Origin of the sequence: Desmospora activa DSM 45169 (assembly GCF_003046315.1) — a bacterium.
Taxonomy (GTDB): Bacteria; Bacillota; Bacilli; order Thermoactinomycetales; family DSM-45169; genus Desmospora; species Desmospora activa.
This window is the reverse complement of sequence record NZ_PZZP01000001.1, coordinates 2,295,080-2,313,330: the sequence shown is the minus strand read 5'-3', so window position 1 is coordinate 2,313,330 and position 18,251 is coordinate 2,295,080. Positions and strand designations below refer to the sequence as shown.

18 protein-coding genes and 1 pseudogene are annotated in these 18,251 nt (G+C 48.0%); 11 read left to right on the top strand and 8 right to left on the bottom strand.

Going from position 1 to position 18,251, the window contains the following annotated elements; genetic code table 11:
- Positions 1 to 71 precede the first annotated feature (71 nt).
- Positions 72 to 209, top strand: a pseudogene (locus C8J48_RS19110) (cobalamin/Fe(3+)-siderophore ABC transporter ATP-binding protein); the annotation flags it as partial.
- A 1-nt stretch (position 210) separates the two neighbouring features.
- On the opposite strand, the gene C8J48_RS11215 reads toward C8J48_RS19110, so the two are convergent.
- A complete protein-coding gene (locus tag C8J48_RS11215) occupies positions 211 to 888 on the bottom strand; it encodes a lysoplasmalogenase (RefSeq protein WP_107726821.1) in 678 nt (225 codons plus the stop codon).
- Positions 889 to 1,355: 467 nt separating this feature from the next.
- On the opposite strand from C8J48_RS11215, the gene C8J48_RS11210 reads away from it, so the two are divergent.
- The 4 genes from C8J48_RS11210 to C8J48_RS11195 all read left to right on the top strand — a co-directional run bounded on the left by C8J48_RS11210 (position 1,356) and on the right by C8J48_RS11195 (position 5,616).
- Positions 1,356 to 1,709: a DUF485 domain-containing protein gene (locus C8J48_RS11210; protein ID WP_107726819.1), complete on the top strand. Its 354-nt coding sequence runs from the start codon at positions 1,356 to 1,358 to the stop codon at positions 1,707 to 1,709.
- The gene (locus C8J48_RS11205; RefSeq protein WP_107726817.1) at positions 1,706 to 3,238 is read left to right on the top strand and encodes a solute symporter family protein; all 1,533 of its coding nucleotides are present in this window, start codon (positions 1,706 to 1,708) and stop codon (positions 3,236 to 3,238) included. The genes C8J48_RS11210 and C8J48_RS11205 overlap by 4 nt, the downstream gene beginning before the upstream one ends.
- Before the next feature lie 223 nt (positions 3,239 to 3,461).
- Positions 3,462 to 4,787, top strand: a complete 1,326-nt coding sequence (locus tag C8J48_RS11200; protein WP_245891134.1) for a phytoene desaturase family protein — start codon at positions 3,462 to 3,464, stop codon at positions 4,785 to 4,787.
- Positions 4,756 to 5,616 (top strand): RNA polymerase sigma-70 factor, encoded by an 861-nt coding sequence (locus tag C8J48_RS11195; RefSeq protein WP_211316618.1) that lies wholly within the window; start codon positions 4,756 to 4,758, stop codon positions 5,614 to 5,616. Before C8J48_RS11200 ends, C8J48_RS11195 begins: the two co-directional genes overlap by 32 nt.
- 156 nt (positions 5,617 to 5,772) lie before the next feature.
- On the opposite strand, the gene C8J48_RS11190 is transcribed toward C8J48_RS11195, so the two are convergent.
- A complete protein-coding gene (locus tag C8J48_RS11190) occupies positions 5,773 to 7,110 on the bottom strand; it encodes an AAA family ATPase (RefSeq protein WP_107726810.1) in 1,338 nt (445 codons plus the stop codon).
- 235 nt (positions 7,111 to 7,345) lie between these two features.
- Here C8J48_RS11190 and C8J48_RS11185 point away from each other — a divergent pair, with 235 nt between their 5' ends.
- From C8J48_RS11185 to C8J48_RS11175, 3 genes are read left to right on the top strand one after another with little or no spacing between them, the layout of a single operon-like run.
- Positions 7,346 to 8,002, top strand: coding sequence for a YczE/YyaS/YitT family protein (locus C8J48_RS11185; protein WP_107726808.1), 657 nt, complete (start codon positions 7,346 to 7,348; stop codon positions 8,000 to 8,002).
- Positions 7,986 to 8,405 (top strand): cysteine metabolism transcriptional regulator CymR, encoded by a 420-nt coding sequence (gene cymR / locus C8J48_RS11180; protein ID WP_107726806.1) that lies wholly within the window; start codon positions 7,986 to 7,988, stop codon positions 8,403 to 8,405. Before C8J48_RS11185 ends, cymR begins: the two co-directional genes overlap by 17 nt.
- A 23-nt stretch (positions 8,406 to 8,428) precedes the next feature.
- Entirely contained in the window at positions 8,429 to 9,568 is a 1,140-nt protein-coding gene (locus C8J48_RS11175) for a cysteine desulfurase family protein (RefSeq protein WP_107726804.1), read from the top strand.
- A 189-nt stretch (positions 9,569 to 9,757) separates the two neighbouring features.
- On the opposite strand, the gene C8J48_RS11170 is transcribed toward C8J48_RS11175, so the two are convergent.
- The 6 genes from C8J48_RS11170 to maa form a co-directional block, all read right to left on the bottom strand.
- The gene (locus C8J48_RS11170; protein ID WP_107726802.1) at positions 9,758 to 10,252 is read right to left on the bottom strand and encodes a DinB family protein; all 495 of its coding nucleotides are present in this window, start codon (positions 10,250 to 10,252) and stop codon (positions 9,758 to 9,760) included.
- A 27-nt stretch (positions 10,253 to 10,279) separates the two neighbouring features.
- Complete coding sequence (locus C8J48_RS11165) at positions 10,280 to 11,683, bottom strand: MFS transporter (RefSeq protein ID WP_107727720.1); 1,404 nt, start codon at positions 11,681 to 11,683, stop codon at positions 10,280 to 10,282.
- A gap of 110 nt (positions 11,684 to 11,793) precedes the next feature.
- On the bottom strand, positions 11,794 to 12,210 hold the full coding sequence (locus C8J48_RS11160; protein ID WP_107726800.1) for a VOC family protein: 417 nt from the start codon (positions 12,208 to 12,210) through the stop codon (positions 11,794 to 11,796).
- A gap of 30 nt (positions 12,211 to 12,240) precedes the next feature.
- A complete protein-coding gene (locus C8J48_RS11155; protein ID WP_107726798.1) occupies positions 12,241 to 12,654 on the bottom strand; it encodes a VOC family protein in 414 nt (137 codons plus the stop codon).
- 108 nt (positions 12,655 to 12,762) lie between these two features.
- Positions 12,763 to 13,593, bottom strand: coding sequence for a helix-turn-helix domain-containing protein (locus C8J48_RS11150; protein ID WP_107726796.1), 831 nt, complete (start codon positions 13,591 to 13,593; stop codon positions 12,763 to 12,765).
- Positions 13,594 to 13,864: 271 nt separating this feature from the next.
- Complete coding sequence (maa, locus tag C8J48_RS11145; RefSeq protein ID WP_107726794.1) at positions 13,865 to 14,425, bottom strand: maltose O-acetyltransferase; 561 nt, start codon at positions 14,423 to 14,425, stop codon at positions 13,865 to 13,867.
- 378 nt (positions 14,426 to 14,803) lie between these two features.
- Between maa and C8J48_RS11140 the strand changes: the two genes are divergently transcribed.
- From C8J48_RS11140 to C8J48_RS11130, 3 genes are all read left to right on the top strand, one after another.
- Entirely contained in the window at positions 14,804 to 15,805 is a 1,002-nt protein-coding gene (locus C8J48_RS11140; RefSeq protein WP_107726792.1) for a LacI family DNA-binding transcriptional regulator, read from the top strand.
- Positions 15,806 to 15,819: 14 nt separating this feature from the next.
- A complete protein-coding gene (locus C8J48_RS11135) occupies positions 15,820 to 17,157 on the top strand; it encodes an extracellular solute-binding protein (protein ID WP_107726790.1) in 1,338 nt (445 codons plus the stop codon).
- A gap of 193 nt (positions 17,158 to 17,350) precedes the next feature.
- Positions 17,351 to 18,250 carry a carbohydrate ABC transporter permease gene (locus C8J48_RS11130; protein WP_107726788.1) on the top strand — a complete coding sequence of 300 codons (900 nt, stop codon included), beginning with the start codon at positions 17,351 to 17,353 and terminating at the stop codon, positions 18,248 to 18,250.
- Position 18,251 lies beyond the last annotated feature (1 nt).

The window sequence follows — 18,251 nt, the reverse complement described above, 5'->3', positions numbered from 1 at the left end:
GGATACACTCAGAAAATAGGTCAAACCTTCCCACTTCGGTGCTTATAGCACCGGGGTCCACGGCCGGACATGTGATTAATTGCGTATTGGTAAAAATGTATTTGTGCATAAACTGTGAAGTCACGATTGATCCATTATTCGGCACGCCGCAGTGTAATCCATACGGTGAAGGAAGATGCATGATGAAAGGGAAGGGGATGCCAAGATGATTCAGCTTATTGAGGATGATATTTGTTCATTTTTATTTGTTTCATAATCGGTTGATTCAGATTTTTTCAGACTGTAAGCGATTAAAAATTGCGCGTTATAATAGGTGATCATAATTAACTCCCCGGCAAAAGGCAGACTCGCGACAAATTTATTCCAAGCGAGAATCGAGTCTGAAATGACAAATAACCCGCTTCCAAACATGGCGGCAATCTTCCCGCTCATGATCGCTGTCCAAAACATGATCGAGATTACACATACATAAGCAATGATAGGAATGATTAAGCTTGTTTGTCCGCTCGACTGTAGCGCTTTCACTAATTCTCCAGCTATAATATAGCTATATAAGCCAATCGGTAAAGCCATTGATGCCCGCAGCCACGAAAAATGCCGGCTAGTCAGGAAGCTTGCAGTATAAAATAGATGGCCAATTAAAAATGCGGTTAAACCAACAACAAACCAAATTAATAATCCATCTCCAAGCATACAAAAAAACAAACCGATAAGGAGCAAGATTGACTGTTTATTATCGGTTTGTTTAATAACAAAAGCAAAATAAATGATTAGTAGCATCGGAATGATTTTGAAAAATATTTTTACTCCTTGAGGCTCTGCGGGTATGAAAAAAATATAAAGAATTGCCATGAATAAAACGAGATAAGGTATCACTTTTACTTTCATTCACTGTCAACTCCTTTTTCAATAATATTAACGTTTACTCTTGACGATTCCTACAATGGCTTTTACTTTTTTTGTGATCAGTTGAAACGATCTGGTGTGTGGGATACCGGTTTAATTTATAATGGGGAACTGATTCTTTAGCAGTTTTCGGATACACCCTGCAAATAGATCGGACCTTCCCCTTGATCGTCGTGAATACAGCGGATACCGCCGGCATCATCAAACAATCATTTCCCACTTTGAGCCGTAGGAGGGCGTAATATTTCGATATCGGCATCAGATTCCTCCTTAATCCGGTTGTATATCCATATTCACTTCTCGTTGCGCAGCTCCTATCTAAAATATAGCAACTTAATCAATCGAATTACCTTTACTTTATTCTTTATTATCGGTATAATTCAGAAAAAGAAGTACATCTTTTGGTGTATTTCTAATTATGAGCATGCATTTGTGAGGAGTGAGTAAAAATGCAAACGCTTTCGAAGGAAGAAGAGGGAAAAAACGGTCATTCTCTTGATTATGAAGCTGTTGCAGGAAGCAATAAATTTAAGAGTCTTATGAAAGATAAAAAGAAATTTTTGATTTCACTCACAGTTTTTTTCCTAGTGATTTATTTTTCTCTTCCGGTCCTAAGTGCCTATTCCACCGTTTTGAACCAACCGTTTATCGGTGATATCACCTGGGCATGGGTGTTGGCTTTTGTACAATTTGTTATGACATGGGCGCTTTGCACGATCTATGTACGAAAAGCGGCTCATTTCGATGGAGCAGCGGATGAGATTTTGGCGGAGCATTTGAACGAAAGTGGGAAGAATCAATGAATATGACCGTCATCGTATTATTTTTAGCCATTGTAATCAGCACCCTTGTGATTACGTATTTTGCTGCCAAAAAAACCCGTACCGCCAGTGAGTTTTATACGGCGGGAGGCGGATTGACCGGATGGCAAAATGGCTTGGCCATCGCTGGTGACTATTTGTCCGCTGCCTCCTTTCTCGGTATTGCAGGCGCTATCGCATTAAATGGGTTTGATGGCTTCCTCTACAGCATCGGTTATCTAGTCGCTTATCTGGTTGTATTGTTTATTGTGGCGGAACCACTGCGAAACCTTGGAAAATATACCTTGGCTGATATGGTAAGTGCCCGCTTTGACGCTAAAAAGGTGCGTGGGGTTGCCGCTTTTAGTACCATTACGATTGTGATCTTTTATATGATCGCACAATTGGTGGGCGCCGGTGCCCTGATTCAACTTCTCTTTGGAATCGAATACTGGTTGGCTGTTCTTCTGGTTGGGGTGATGATGACCACCTATGTTTTATTTGGTGGCATGACCGCAACCAGCTGGGTTCAGATCATCAAAGCGGTATTGTTAATGGTGGGAACGTTGCTCATTTCCTTGATTGTGTTGTTCAAATTTAACTTTAACATCATGCAGATGTTTACCGAAGTAAAAACGGCAACTCCCCATGGTGCGGATTATTTAAATCCGGGCATTCAATCCAAATTGCCTCTCGACTCCATCTCTTTAATGCTGGCACTGGTGTTGGGAACAGCTGGATTGCCGCATATTTTAATGCGCTTTTTTACGGTGAAGGACGCCAAAACTGCACGTAGCTCCGTAGTAACAGCCACCTGGATTGTGGGTATCTTCTACATTTTAACGATTTTCCTTGGGTTTGGAGCCGCCATCTTTGTGGGATATGATCGGATCATTGAAGCCAATCCGGCAGGTAATATGGCCGCTCCACTGTTGGCGGATGCACTTGGTGGCGATCTTCTGATGTCGTTTGTCGCTGCCGTCGCGTTTGCTACGATTTTGGCGGTGGTAGCCGGTCTCGTTTTATCGGGTGCTTCTGCGTTTGCCCATGATATCTACGGCCAGATCATCAAAAAAGGGAAAGTCACTGAAAAAGAGCAAGTTTTGGCCGCTCGCTTCGCTTCGATCGGTGTTGCCTTTTTCTCGATTGTACTCGCCTTATTTGCGCAAAACTTAAATGTCGCGTTTTTGGTGGCACTTGCCTTTTGTGTCGCTGCCAGTGCTAACTTGCCTATCATTGTCTACACGATCTATTGGAAGCGCTTTAATACAACAGGAGCGATCACGGGTGTATTGTCCGGTTTACTGTCGGCAATTATCTTAGTTGTAGTCAGCCCCAACGTATTGTCGCCGGAAGGGACGGCCATTTTCGTTGGTGAGCCGTTGTTCCCCCTCTCAAACCCCGCGATTGTTTCCGTCCCGCTCGGGTTTATCGGAGGCTATCTGGGAACGATTTTCTCACGGGAACGGGATTTGAAACGATATACCGAGGTGAAAGTGAAGGCCAATACGGGTTACCGTGAATCGAATTAAATGATGTAAAGGTACAAAAAGGCTTGGAATGCTTTGTATTAGTGCTGGAATGGGGATGGCTACATCACTCTACCCGGCCGATATATGATTGTACAAAAATGCCTGAAATAAGGTCCTTTTGATCGGTGATCAAGGGGCCCTTTTTTATCCTACTGCTGTCAGTTTTGTCACAAATCGTTGTCCCTCTTCGTCTTAGGAGTAAACAGACGAAGGGGGATTGAAGATGCAAACGAGTGATGTGGCGATCATCGGTGGCGGGCTTTCCGGGTTGACGGCGGCGGTCTATCTGGCACAAGCGGGTTTCAAAGTAACGGTGTTGGAAAAGTCAAAGCAATGGGGAGGGCGCGCTCAGACTGTGGTAAAACAAGGAGCGATGTTAAACCTGGGCGGGCATGCGTTGTATCGAGGAGGGGAGGCGGATACGATTTTAACGGAACTGGGGGTGGAGCTACAAGGAGGGAGTCCGCTTGCAAAGGGTTTCTCGATGGTATGGAAAAACGAACTTTTTTCTTTTTCCACCAATCCGATTGGGTTGATTTCATCCAAGCTCCTGTCCGCATCCGGTAAAATCGATTTCATCAAGCTTATGATAAAGTTGATGAAGGCCGATTTGAATGCTTTCGCTACTCTTTCTTTGCGTGAGTGGGCAGAACAGGAAATTGGCGATCCCATGGTCCGTCACATCTTTTATGCCTTTTGCCGCACAGCCACCTTTATGCATGATCCAGACCGACAATCGGCGCAATCCGCGATATCACAACTTCGACTTGGGATGAAAAAGGGAGTTCTCTACATTGACGGCGGTTGGCAAACCATCGTCGATCAATTGCGCGAAAAGGCGATCCATGCCGGTGCCACCGTTATTAACAATAAAACGGTGACCAAAGTGGAACCGCGTGACCGCATCCATCGCCTTCACTTTGCTGATGATGAATATTTGGATTGCGCTTTTGCCATTATGGCGACTAGCCCAACAGCAGCGTATCGTCTTCTGCAAAATGCTGAACAAACTTCGCTGCATCGCTGGCAGGAAAAAGCCCACCCCGTACGCGTCGCCTGTCTGGATCTAGCGCTAAAGCGCTTGCCTCATTCGAAACGCCATACTGCGTTGTGGTTGGATCAACCCCTCTTCTTCACCCACCACTCCCGTGTGTCCCAATTGAGCCGACATGGGGATCATGTGGTACATCTGTTCAAATATATCGGTCCCCATGGCAGTTCTCCGGAAGAGGATGAGAGACAGCTGGAGCAGGCTGTGGATCTCCTTCACCCTGGCTGGCGCAGGGAAGTGGTGGTAAGACAGTATCTACCCAATATGGCAGTGGTTTATGATGCACCTACCATAGATAAAAAGGGAATCAATCCTGGGCCCGCTATACCGGAGATTGCCGGTCTGTATGTCGCTGGTGATTGGGCAGGACACGGGGAACAATTGGCCAATGCCGCATTTGCCAGTGCCAAACGGGCGGCGCAAGCAGTGATTGGCGACTATAAAAAAAGGCGGGAGGAGGATGAGGTTGGAAATCGAAAGTTATTATCAGTCTTATAAACCCCTGCTCTTTTCACTGGCTTATCGGATGTTAGGCAGTGTATCCGATGCTGAGGATATCGTCCAAGATGTGTTTCTTACCCTTGATGGGTTGGCGGAAGAAGAAATCCGCCAGCCTAAATCTTATCTGTGTAAAATGGTGACCAACCGTTGCATCGACCACTTACGCTCAGCTGCCAACCAACGCGAGACGTATATGGGGACATGGTTGCCGGAGCCGTATGTCACCGCTAGCGATGATCATAACGATCCCATTCAGCGCTATCTCCGAAAAGAAGAGATTTCCACCGCCTATCTGTTTTTGATGGAACAGTTGACTTGGGTGGAACGGGTCGTGTTTTTGTTGCGGGAAGTATTGCAGTATGATTACGAAGTGATTGCGGAGATTGTGGGCAAAAGTCGTGTCAACTGCCGTCAGATCTATCATCGTGCCAAAAAGAGTGTTGGTGATCTCCGTGATAAAAAGGTGATCCCAGAAGAAGAAACAGCGGAACTGGTCACGAAGTTTGCTGAGTCCCTCCTCACTGGAAATGTGCAACAATTGCTGGGGATCCTATCAGAAGACGCCATTCTTTATTCGGATGGGGGCGGAAAAGTGCAAGCCGCTCTTCGTCCCATCCAGGGATTGGAACGAATTTCCAGCTTCTTTCAGTTTACGTTGCCTAAACTGCCCGCCGATTTTTCGATCCGATTTTATCGGGTCAACGGCCAAATGGGTTTGGTGACAACATACAATGGAGCGACAGCTGTGATCTCCTTTGAAATCCAGGATAATCAGATTCAATCGATCTATGGGGTGGCCAATCCAGACAAAGTGAAGCTTCCATAGTAACGAGTTCACGTTGATTGGGGACGGAGGAGACGGAGGGGATACCTCATCATCGTTTTTGAAAGGGAAAGAGGCGTGGAGACAGATATTGTAAACGAAAGACCCACTTTATCGTCAATAACTCCCGTGCACAAACGCGCGGGAGTTATTGATGGTTTACGACTTCTCTCGGGCGGAGGGGTCCTTTACCCACTTTAGAAATTCCGTCAGTTTTCCTTCGTATCCACGGTCGGTGGGATGGTAGAAGGTGCGTCCGATGTGTTCTTCGGGGAGATACTGCTGTTCCACATAGCCGCGAGGGTAATTGTGGGGATAGCGATAGCCGTTGCCCCGGCCTTGTTGTTTGGCACCGGGATAGTGGGTGTCGTGAAGATGAAGGGGCACTTCGCCGCGAGATTCGTTTTTTACCGTTGCCATCGCCTCTCCGATGCCTTGGACAACGGCATTGCTCTTTGGGGCGGTAGCAATGTAAATCACCGCTTGTGCCAGTGGGATCTGTGCTTCCGGCAACCCGATGTGCTCCACTGCTTGAGCGGCGGCAGAAGCGACCAGCAGGGCACGGGGGTCGGCCATCCCCACATCTTCCGCGGCATGGATAAAGACACGGCGGGCGATAAAGCGTGGATCTTCACCAGCGTGGATCATCTTGGCCAAGTAGTAGAGGGCGGCATCGGGATCGGAGCCGCGCATGCTTTTGATAAAAGCAGAGATGGTGTCATAGTGATTGTCACCGCTTTTATCATAGCGGATCAATTTGCGCTGAATCGACTCTTCCGCGACCGCCAACGTGATACGACGAATGCCGTCTTTGTCCGGCGGTGTGGTGACGACCGCCAATTCAAGGGCGTTTAGCACATGGCGGGCATCACCCCCGGCCATCGTCACCAGATGGGCTAACGCCTCCTTATCCACTTCAGCGCGGTAATTTCCCAAGCCGCGCTCTTCATCGGTCAATGCCCGTTGGGCGAGGGTGGTTAGCTCTTCTTCTGTCAACGGTTGTAATTGAAACAGGCGCGAACGGGATAATAGGGCGGAGTTCACCTCAAAAGACGGGTTTTCGGTCGTCGCCCCAATCAGGATAATGGTTCCGTCTTCAACAAATGGAAGCAACGCATCTTGTTGCGATTTGTTGAAACGATGGATTTCATCGATAAAGAGAAGCGTACGCCGACCGTACATTCCCAGGCGTTCCTTCGCTTCGGCGGTGATGCGGCGGATGTCCGCCACACCGGCGGTGACGGCGTTCAATTGATCAAAGTGGGCTTCCGTTGTATTGGCAATCACTTTGGCTAAGGTGGTTTTGCCTGTGCCGGGCGGTCCGTACAAAATGATGGAAGAGAGCTGATCCGCTTCAATCGAGCGGCGGAGCAGCTTTCCTTCCCCCAGGATATGCGATTGTCCCACCACCTCTACCAAGGTGCGGGGGCGCATCCGTGCCGCTAAGGGTGCTTGTTTTTCCTTTTCTTGTTCGTGTCCATAGTCAAACAGATTCATATCGCGATTCCTTTCCAACTGTCGTCCTTTCATTCCATGCATATCACAAACAAAAGAGAGAGGCAAGGGAGGAGAGCGTTATCTTTTGGGTAACGAAAATTCCTCTTCTTTCTGCTATTCGCAGCGGAATACCTGTGTTAAACTAACAATTGTTGTTAGTTGCAGGAAAAGCATCTTGGAAAAAAGAAGGGTTGTTCGATTGAAGACAGTAGACGGTTGGAACAGGAAAGCATGGATGATGCTCAAAGAAATCCACTGGTATGCGTTTTCGATCCGCTGGGGATCGTTTTTGATCGGTTTATGGATGATGTCTCTGGGAATTGCCATGATGATTCGGGCCAACTTAGGAGTGGCTCCTTGGGATGTGCTTCATATTGGACTTTCCATGGTGACTCCGCTTACCATCGGGACATGGGTGCAGCTGGTCGGCTTTTTCTTTATCGCGCTGGCCGCCATCCTCGATAAAAAGTGGCCGGGTCCGGGAGCACTTTTAAATATGTTGTTGATTGGCTTTTTTGTGGATCTATTTTTGGCGATGCCTTGGTTTGTTACACCGGAACAGCTGTGGGCCCGATGGATCCTGATGATTGTCGCCATCATCATCATGGGATTCGGTTGTGGTTTGTACATTGCGCCACAGTTGGGGGCGGGCCCCCGTGACGGCGTGGTGCTGGCTCTTTCACGGCGCTACGGCTGGTCTGTCGGCCGAGTGCGCTTAGGAATGGAAGTGACTGTGATGGGGTTGGGTTGGTTGTTGGGTGGCCCTGTATTTGTGGGTACGCTATTATTTTCGGTGATGATTGGACCCATGATGCAATTTTGGATACAATTTTGGGAGAAAATGATTGAACAGTGGTTGAAAAGAGGTGTTCAGATTGAAGGTATCCACTAAAGGACGGTACGGTCTTACCATCATGATGGATTTGGCGGCTAGGTATGGCGAAAAGCCGACTTCTCTCAAAAGTGTGGCAGAGCGGCATAACTTGTCGGAACATTACTTGGAACAGTTGATCGCCCCCCTGCGCAATGCCGGTCTGGTCCGCAGTGTTCGCGGAGCCTATGGCGGGTATAAGCTCTCTCGTACTCCGGAAGAAATCACCGCTGGTGATGTGATTCGGGTCTTGGAAGGACCCATTAGCCCGGTGGAGTTTACCGAGGAAGAAAATCCGGGCCGACGGGAGTTGTGGCGCCGGATCCGTGATGCGATTGCTGAAGTGTTGGACAACACTACTTTGTCCGATCTCAATCAACATACTTCTGATGGGGATCAAGATTCGTATATGTTTTATATCTGATGGCAATAAGCAGGTGAACGAAAATGGCCGTTTATTTGGATCATGCGGCGACTACGCCCATCCATCCGCTGGTGAGAGAGGCGATGGTGCCGTTTTTAGAAGAGAAGTTCGGCAATCCCTCTAGCATTCACGGTTTTGGACGTGCGATCCGCAATGCTGTCGACCGTGCGCGAGATCAAGTGGCACGAGGACTCAATGCCGATCCCAGCCGGTTGGTGTTTACCAGCGGTGGTACAGAAGCGGATAATCTCGCATTGGCTGGAGTCGCATGGGCGAGGCGGGAACAGGGAAAAGATCATATTATCACTTCCCAGGTGGAACACCATGCCGTGTTGGACATCTGTCAACACATGGAGCGGCTGGGGTTTCAAGTGACGTTTCTGCCTGTGGATCAAACCGGACAAGTGAATCCCGCCGCTGTAGAGGAGGCGTTGGATGATCGCACTGCCATCGTGAGCATCATGTATGGTAACAATGAAGTGGGGACCCTGCAACCGATTACTGCGATCGGAGAGATGTGCCGGGATCGAGGGGTGCCTTTTCATACGGATGCGGTACAGGCTTACGGGATGGAGGAATTGGATGTCAAAAGCCTTCCCGTCGATCTGGTGACGGTATCCGCTCACAAGATCAACGGTCCCAAAGGGGCAGGGGCTTTGTATATCGGACCGGAAATCCCTCTCTGGCCAAACCAATACGGAGGCATGCAAGAGCGGCGACGACGAGCGGGAACGGAAAATGTGCCCGGCATCGTCGGTTTTGGCGCCGCGGCAGAGATTGCCGTGTCTCACCGCCAGGAACATCGGGAACATGCCCTCCTTTGTCGCCAGGCGATGTTGGATGAATGGGAGCGGGCGGAGATTACCTTTCAGGTCAACGGTCATCAACACCAACATCTTCCCCATATTCTCAATGTCAGTTTTCCCGGTGCGGATACGGAAATGATGTTGATGAACCTGGATATGGAAGGAGTCGCCGTTGCCAGCGGCTCCGCCTGTACCTCAGGGACGCTGGAGTTATCCCATGTATTACAGGCGATGCACTTGCATGACACAGTAACCCGCTCCGCCATTCGTTTCAGCTTTGGACGTGGCAATGATGAGGAACAGGTACGACAAGCGGCTCGTACAGTGGCAACGGTGGTGCGCCGCATCACAAAGTGAGTGGCAGATGGAAGATGCAGCCCGCAAGGTACAGCCCGCACTAAATGATTAAGCTCCCTTCCGTATAGAGGAGGGAGCTTTTTGGACTACAGATTTTTTATAACCGCAACAATCTCGGACAAATCATGTTGCTCGAACAACCATCTGTGGCAATTTTTTGCAGATAGTGCCAGGTTGCCCTATCAGTCCTCAAAAAGGATTTTCATCAGCACTTGAACCGTATACTGCTGGCACGGGTACATCAAGCAGTCGTAGATAGACCAGGATTTGTCCGCGATGGTGATACCAGTGGTTGAATAGAATGGATCGCATCATCACGATTCGAGGTACTGCTATGATGGTTTGATCCCCCTGTACCATCTTCCATTCAGCCATGAGATCATCTTCTCCCCAGGCGGACAGTTGTGCCGTTGCGGTGGCTTCACTCCGATCGAGGGCCGAAAGGAGCTCAGAAAGTGAGGTTGCTTCGGGAAACGGTACCGATGGAACTTCCCGGGTCAGCTCACTGAGGAACATAGCCAACTCCCCGGGGATGACGGCGACATGGTACGCAAGCTGCCCCAATGACAGTGATTTGGGATGTGGTGTCCATGAAAGCTTTTCTTCCGGTATACATTGGAGCACGCGGCGTGTGGTTTTCACTTCTTCCGTGAACTCCCTGAGCAAGAGATCGGTGCTTAGCATCATCGTATCCTCCTTTAACGTGCCCTCTTAGATCGGTTCTTTTACCGGCTGGGGCGCTTTTTTACCGAAAGTGAAGAAATACATCAGCGCGCTTGCTACCACAACCATGCTTAATAGCAGAATGAGATTACCGTACAAGAACGTATGCGAGCTTGTGAGTAAGGGATGGAAGGGGAAAGCGAGCAGTTTTTGCTCGATCGCTTTAGCGACGAGTGCCGTTACGACTGCCCCAGAGAGGGTTGAGGTCATATTGAAAAGCCCCATTCCGACGCCGATGCGGTCAACCGGCAAGATTTGCGTCATACTCTCCGCCAATGCTGTCTGCATAAAGGAAAAGCCGATATACATCAGGACGAGGGCAACACCGATATACCATACCCACATCCCGATGACGGAAGACTGAAACAGCAAGCTTACTGCAATCAAGGTTAACCCGGTGTACACAACAAAGTGGCTCCCTCGTTTGACGGTGAGATGACCGGCCACTCTTCCAAAAATAACCGCGCTCATGGCTCCCGGAAACATCAGGAGACCGATCGCTTTCGGGTTAAGATGATAGATGTGATGAAACATCAGCGGGATGACAAAAACGATAGACATCACCGTTCCAAAAATGAAAAAGCCAATGATCAATCCAATTCGATACAACGGATCGACAAAAAGGGCAGGATCCACAAAAGGATCCTTCGCTCGGCGGATGTGCACGATAAATAGGAGCAGAGCCAAAACAGCGATAAATAAGTAAAGCCATTGCACCTCAGTTGTAAATAGAATGATCATGGAGATGGCCAAGCCGAGGAGCACTGCCCCCACGATATCCATTTTGCCTGCTCGACGCGGTTCCTCCGGCAGGAACTTTTGGAAAAAAGGGATTGCGATCAGTACCGGGAGAGAGACAAGGAATAAATAGGACCAATGGAACGTACTGGCAATATAACCGCCGAGCAAGGGACCGATGCCAATCGCGAATGAGACGGTTGAGGTTATAATGCCAAATAGTTTCCCCCGTTCTGCCGCTGTAAAAAAGCGGGCGACCATGACAAAGACCAAAGCTGGGATGGCGGATCCACCTGCCCCTTGAATCGCTCGGGACAAAATAACAGCGGGGTACCAGGATTGTAGGACAAACCCCAGCACGGACCCTATGCTGTAGAGAACGATACCGATGGTGATCAGTTTTTTTACGCTGTACATATCGGAAAGCTTGCCGAAGATTACCATCCCCATCCCAAAAACGATAAAAAAGATGGTAACCACCCAACTGACTCCAGAGGCATCTAGATCAAACTGCCGGGCGATATCCGGGGTGGAGACGTTAAAGACTGATTCGTTCAGTACGGCAAAAAAAATAACATAATAGATCCACGGAACGCTTTTTTTCACTTCGGAATTGTTGGATGCATGGTTGGCGGTGTCGTCCGTCCTTTTCATCTCTGGTGTGTCCTTTCGTTTTAGCTTCTGAAACAAAGTTCTCCCAAAGTGGGAGAACTTTGATGACAATACTGTTATCTTAACGAGGTTGACGCTGTCTATACGTTGGTTTAGCCCTCGGTTACAATTTGGAAAGTGACGCCGAACTTGTCCGTTACAGTACCGAAACCAGGGCTAAAAAACGTTTTTTCAAATGGATGGTTTACTTGGCCGCCTTGCTGCAAAGCATGAAATAGCTTTTTGGCTTTTTCTACATCGTCAGTCGCGATACAGATTGTGACGCGATTCCCCGCTTGGTTGGATTCGTCGGTTGAGTCGGAAAGCATCAGTTCCGATTCCCCAATTTTTAAGTGAGCATGACCTACATAATCGTTTAATTGTGCCGGCAGAGGCGAATCGGGATTTTGTGGCATCTCTCCATAGGTTTGAAGAGCGAGAACTTTTGCATCCAATGCCTGTTCATAAAATCGGACTACTTCCTGTCCATTGCCCGGCATCATCAGATAAGGGATTAAATGGATTGACATGATTGAACATCTCCTTCAGATTGGAATCGTTTATTTATCGTGCATTTTACTTTCATCCATATAGATGAATGCCCAAAAGTGTCCGTCGATATCCTGAAAACTGGATTCATACATAAAGCCATGGTCAAATTCATATCCAGGCTTTCCACCGGCGGCTAACCCCCGGTTTACAATTTCATCCACTTGTTCTCGGCTTTCTGCTGACAATGTCACAATAATCTCAGCACTTTTACGGGTATCGGTAAGTTCTTTTTTAGTAAACGATTGAAAGAAATCTTCCACTAGCAACATGGCATAAATATTTTCGCTGATTACCATACACGTCGCTTTGTCACCGCTGAATTGGTCATTAAATTCAAAACCGAGTTTTGTAAAAAAATCGACGGATCTCTTCAGATCTTTGACCGGCAAATTCACAAAAATCTTTTCCGCTTGAAGTCCCATATTTTATCACTCCTTCGTTGAGCTAACCACTGTTATAAGCAAGGCACAGCAAAGGCAGCGGATATAGCGAGAACCTCCCATTTTATCAATTGTTTAACAATCACATTCTCATTTTAGCATGGGCGATATGTGATGATTTCTTATCGATTGCTCTGTTTGTGATATCCGTTGCAGGAAAATATTCATCAACAGCGGAAGGGAGATCAAGATGGGAGGATCGTCTAAGCGTGGCGGGTAGAGTGTTACTTGCTGATGGGGAACGGGGGAATCAGGTTTGACGATGATTGGCTCTTTTGAGCGAAAGCGCAAGGTGGAATAGGGAACGAGAAAGTCCATTGCCTGCATTCCCCAGGAGACCGATGTTGCCATCAGATAGTAGGTGCCCGGTTTGACGTCGGTAAAACAAAACTCTCCGAGAGAGGAAAGCAGTGTTCCATATAAGGGGAGGCCTTCCGGGATCGGTTTGGCAAACAGTCCGATCAGAATGACACCTGAAAACGGAACTTCTGCCTGGACGGTTCCTTTCATGCGCCCATGTTGTTTGGATGTAGAAGAAAAAGCAGGCCAGTCTCGAAGCTGCTGCAAGGCATAAAAGAGGTGATCGGCTTGAGGAGTTGAGTTTCGAAATTGGGATGGCGTCAGGCCGACACGTTTGGTAAAACGGGTGGTAAAGGTGCCGAGGCTTTGTTGTCCGATCTCCAGCCCAATATCGCGGACAGTCAAATTGGTACGCAACAACAGATCCTTTGCTTTTTGCAACCGGAGGGAAGAGATGTAATACTGAGGGGAGAGGCCGGTTCGCTCTTTAAAAATACGCGTAAAATGGTAGGGGCTGTAGGCGGCATATTTCGCTAAGTGGGAGAGCGAAAGCGGTTCATGGAGATGGTGATGAATATACGCGATTACCTCATCGATCTCGGTATACCGATCCGTTAACATTCCAACACCCACCCTCTTTCTCAGGTTATATCTATAAAAGAAAGTTATTTTATAGATCGGGTACAGCTGGAAGCCAGAACGATTGTTCGTGTATATATTATCACATATTCCGTTTCTATAGCAAATTTAGCACATTTTTTTCAAGAAAAGAGAGCAAACGAAAAGGAAAGGGACGGAAATTTTTTCATGCGTATATTGCTGTCCCATCAATCAAAAATGGGACCTCCATATGCGGAAGTCCCACGGTAATTCCTCTATCGAATTGGAAATCTCAACCGTCCAGTCGTTTGATCACTCTTGCTGGGTTTCCACCGACAACGATATTATCTGGTACATCTTTTGTCACAACTGCACCGGAGGCGATGACAACATTATTTCCGATCGTAACTCCGGGATTAATGACGGCTCGACCACCAATCCATACATTGTGACCGATGGTGACCGGTTTTCCGTATTCGATCCCCGAGTTGCGCTCATCTGGATTTAAGGGATGTGTGGCTGTATAGATATGTACGCCTGGGGCCATCATGCAGTTGTCACCGATTCGCACTTCACACGCATCTAAGATAAGACAATCAAAATTGGCATAAAAGCTTTCACCGACGTAAATGTTGTAGCCGTAATCGCATTGAAAGCGGGGTTCGATAAATAAATGATCGCCAGTGGAACCGAAAAGCTCTTTTAATAATTCCGTCCGTTTGTCCGCTTCTGTTTCCAAGGTTTGATTGTACAATCGAGTCAACCTGCGTGCATGATTACGATCTTGTCGCAATTCGGCGTCAGCGGGATTATACATCTCGCCCTTTACCATTTTTTCTTTTTCGGTAATCATAATGAAACCGCTCCTTCGGATGATCTCGTCGATCACACATGAATAGCCAGCCGAGCTACCAATAAAAGGTTCAGCCTTCACTTTTATTTTTGGCATAAACGGCGGAAAAGCTCAAGCTAAACATTATGATTAAATTCCATAACAGGCAATATTAACAGGATCAAATCACTGAATCATAGAAATAGGGAGTAATCGGTCGTATTTTATCGATAGAAGCGAAAATATGGTTAAAACAACCGGTTTATCGCATTTGAAAAGAAGAGAGATTTTTTGCTACATTGTTTTCGAAACGTTTTAAGTAATGGCATGAAAAGGGATCGAAATTTTTTTACACTCATCTCGAAACGTTTCGATTTTAGTCGGTGAAAGAGTGATGGAATGGCGACGATTAAAGATGTGGCGAAGTTAGCGGGGGTATCGATTTCCACTGTGTCCTTAGCCTTAAACAATCAACCCCATGTGCGTGCAGAAACGAAAGAAAAAGTGCTTGCAGCCGCCCGCCGGTTAAATTATCAACCTAACGGCATCGCACGGGATTTAAAGCTGAGTAAGACGGAAACCATCGGGTTGATTTTGCCTGATCTAGCAGGGCCGTTTTACTCTGAATTGATTCGCGGCATCCAAGACTTTACCACCGCCAATCATTATGATGTGGTTGCCATGAGTGCAATCGGGGAGCGGCCGAAGTCGATTCGATATATCCAGGAAAAACGAACCGACGGTATGATCATCATGTCGCAACAGATCGATGCCACTTTGATACGTCAGGCGGCCCGCCCTGATTTTCCGATCGTTCTGCTCAATCGAGAGGTGTCATCCAACCATGTGACCAGTGTGATGATTGATAACCGCAAAGCCGCGTATGAAGCGGTTCAGTTGATGATCCGGCAGGGTTATTCGGAAATCGCTTACTTAGGCGGTCCTGAAGATGCAAGCGATAACCGCAATCGTTTTTACGGTTATCAAGCATCTCTCCATGAGGCGGGCAGGACTGTGGAACCCAAGTGGTGTCTCCAAGGCGATTTTACAAAGGAGGGTGGTTACGGAGCGGCAAAGCGATTGCTGGCGGAAGGAATGCTGCCACAAGCGATTTTTGCAGCAAACGATGAAATGGCCATCGGTTTGATCGAAGGGTTGCAACAAGGCGGAATCGGCATTCCAGAAGAGATGGCGGTGGTCGGTTTTGACGATATTCAGTTGGCTTCGTATATACGGCCGACGCTGACGACAGTACGCCAACCGATGTATCAGTTGGGAAGTACCGCGGCTAAGTTGTTGTTCCGGTTGTTAGACGGGGAGTCCAATCTTGATGCAGTTGTGCTGGATACCCATCTGATTGAACGGGATTCTTGCCCGCCTAAAGCAGTAACTCAATCATAGAGGAGGGATTGTTTATGCAAAAAATGAAAGCGCTTACGATTTTGCTGTGTACGCTGTTGGCATGCACGGGGTTTCTAGCGGGATGCAGTACCGTCTCACCGGATACCGCTATTCAGGAGAAAGAGAAGCAAGCGGCAGATCCGACCGAACTGAAAGCGAACCTGTCTGTGGTTGTTCCACAAGGGGATTATCTGGACTTTATGAAAAAAGAAGTGCTCCCCGGATTTCAAAAGCAATATCCAGGTGTGAAAATCAACGTCCAGCCTGAGCCGGATGGAGGACAGATGGATGCCCGCATCGCAGCCGGTGATGCGCCCAATGTGTGGATGGGGGTGTTTGGCTATCAGCCTGCCAAATATGCGAAAGCGGGGAAGTTGGTAAAGTTAGATGAGCTGCCAGGGGCGGATGAGCTAAAGAGTCAACTCGATGAGACTTTTATTCATGAAGATTACGGCGGGTGGTATTACGTTCCTTGGAACGCGACGACCCAGATGTTGATCTACAATAAGCAATTGTTTGAGGAGGCTGGTTTAGATCCGGATAATCCACCCTCCACCTTTGATGAGTATGTGCAGGCGGCCAAAAAAATTAACGAATTGCCCTCCCGCAACGGCAACAAGGTATACGGCAATGTATTTTGGAATGAACAGCTTTCCAGCGGTGGCTGGTATTGGACGATGTTGGCCCAAATCTATTACAACATGAACGACGGCAAACACCAGCTGTTTAACCAATATGGAAGCGATATCGTCTTTGATCAAAAGGATGCCGGCATGAAGGAGTTTCTAGCGTTTGCCCGGGAGGCGCAAGCTTATGCGCCTAAAACAATGGAGCAAGACTTCTTTAATCGCAATATCGGCATGTGGATTCAATACGGTTACGGTTGGAAGACCAACTTAAAAGAGGCCAAAGGAAAGCCGATGGAAATCGGCAAGGACGTCGGCATCGCACCGTTACCCACACCGAAAGAGGGACAGACGCCCTGGTCCACCTTGGACGGTCGTTCGTTGATGATTTTTAAAGCCAAAGAGGCGGAAGAACAAGCGTCATGGGCGTTTGTCAAGTATTTGATGGATGAGGAGATCAACCTGAAGGCCTGTAAAGAATTGGGACAATTACCCACCCTGACGGCGTTAAAAGACGACCCCTACTTCCAGCGGGAAGATACGAAGCCGTTTGTGGATCAACTGGAACATACGCTTCCCAATGAACCATATGCCGTGATGGATCAAGTATCCAATGAGCTGTTACAAGTGTATCAGCAAGTGGTGATCGACCGTTCGCTCACACCGGAAGAAGGGGTGAAAAAAGCGGCCGCTCGCGCCCGTGAAGTATTGAAGAAAGAGCAGTGAGGGAGTCTGCTGACAACACTGATAATGGGAAGAGGGGAGCGATTTCCGGCGGAGCGGACAGTTCTTCATCCTTGAAAGGGAAAGAGGCGTGAAGACGGAAATCGGGACCCGGGGCCCACTAATCTCATCCAGCGCCGGTCCACTCACAGGAACGGAGTGGATCGGCATTTTCCAGGGAAAGAAGTGATCCCGCATGTTTAGTCGAAAACTTCGTTCTACCGATACGATGTGGGGATATCTCTTCTCCGCGCCCTTTATTCTCACCTTTTTGATCTTTATCAGTTATCCACTGCTGTTGTCTCTAAAACTGAGTTTCCTCGACATTAATATATTACAGCCGGAACGGGCCAAATTCGTCGGTATCGGCAATTATGTCGCCGCAGTTAAAGATCCGTTGTTCTGGCAGTCCATTTTTAACGTGGGCTACAACCAAGTGATCTTTATCGCTACTTCCTTTGCCGTCGCGTTTATGCTGGCGGTTCTATTGAAGGAGATTACGGTCGGCGGTTCCTTTTTTCGCACGGTTTACTTTTTACCGGTGATCACTTCGATAACTGTTGCGATGATCCTGTTACAGTATTTGGCCAATCCGGCGGGACCGATCCAATCGTTGTTGATGCAGTGGGGATGGTTGGATGAGGGAGTATTTTGGACGTTTTCTCGCTGGCTGCCGATGCCGGTGTTGGCTATCTTTAACTCTTGGAAGTGGTTTGGTATCCAGCTGGTGATTTTTCTTGGGGGTATGTACGCCATCAACCCGGAGCTATATGAGGCGGCGGAGATGGATGGGGCCGGTTGGTGGAGGCGTCTCGTCTCGATTACGGTTCCCTTGTTAAAACCGCAAATTCTGTTTGTATTAACCGTCAATCTGATCAATGGCATGCAGATGTTTACCGAAGTGTTTATGAATTTCGATCTGTATGGCGGACCGTATCATTCTGCATTGACCCCAGTTCTCTACCTGTACGGCCAAGGATTTGATCGGATGGACCTGGGTTATGCCGCCACCTTAGGGTTGATGCTGGCGATTGTGATCTCAATTCTGACGTTTTTGCAATGGAAGTTATTGAACCGTCAAGGAAGCGGGAGGTGAG

Bases quoted from the DNA above. Each gene is read 5' to 3' on its own strand.
- C8J48_RS11215 (WP_107726821.1), bottom strand. From the start codon at position 888: ATGAAAGTAAAAGTGATACCTTATCTCGTTTTATTCATGGCAATTCTT.
- C8J48_RS11210 (WP_107726819.1), top strand. From the start codon at position 1,356: ATGCAAACGCTTTCGAAGGAAGAAGAGGGAAAAAACGGTCATTCTCTT.
- C8J48_RS11205 (WP_107726817.1), top strand. From the start codon at position 1,706: ATGAATATGACCGTCATCGTATTATTTTTAGCCATTGTAATCAGCACC.
- C8J48_RS11200 (WP_245891134.1), top strand. From the start codon at position 3,462: ATGCAAACGAGTGATGTGGCGATCATCGGTGGCGGGCTTTCCGGGTTG.
- C8J48_RS11190 (WP_107726810.1), bottom strand. From the start codon at position 7,110: ATGAATCTGTTTGACTATGGACACGAACAAGAAAAGGAAAAACAAGCA.
- C8J48_RS11185 (WP_107726808.1), top strand. From the start codon at position 7,346: ATGATGCTCAAAGAAATCCACTGGTATGCGTTTTCGATCCGCTGGGGA.
- C8J48_RS11175 (WP_107726804.1), top strand. From the start codon at position 8,429: ATGGCCGTTTATTTGGATCATGCGGCGACTACGCCCATCCATCCGCTG.
- C8J48_RS11170 (WP_107726802.1), bottom strand. From the start codon at position 10,252: ATGCTAAGCACCGATCTCTTGCTCAGGGAGTTCACGGAAGAAGTGAAA.
- C8J48_RS11165 (WP_107727720.1), bottom strand. From the start codon at position 11,683: ATGAAAAGGACGGACGACACCGCCAACCATGCATCCAACAATTCCGAA.
- C8J48_RS11160 (WP_107726800.1), bottom strand. From the start codon at position 12,210: ATGTCAATCCATTTAATCCCTTATCTGATGATGCCGGGCAATGGACAG.
- C8J48_RS11155 (WP_107726798.1), bottom strand. From the start codon at position 12,654: ATGGGACTTCAAGCGGAAAAGATTTTTGTGAATTTGCCGGTCAAAGAT.
- C8J48_RS11150 (WP_107726796.1), bottom strand. From the start codon at position 13,593: ATGTTAACGGATCGGTATACCGAGATCGATGAGGTAATCGCGTATATT.
- maa (WP_107726794.1), bottom strand. From the start codon at position 14,425: ATGATTACCGAAAAAGAAAAAATGGTAAAGGGCGAGATGTATAATCCC.
- C8J48_RS11140 (WP_107726792.1), top strand. From the start codon at position 14,804: ATGGCGACGATTAAAGATGTGGCGAAGTTAGCGGGGGTATCGATTTCC.
- C8J48_RS11135 (WP_107726790.1), top strand. From the start codon at position 15,820: ATGCAAAAAATGAAAGCGCTTACGATTTTGCTGTGTACGCTGTTGGCA.
- C8J48_RS11130 (WP_107726788.1), top strand. From the start codon at position 17,351: ATGTTTAGTCGAAAACTTCGTTCTACCGATACGATGTGGGGATATCTC.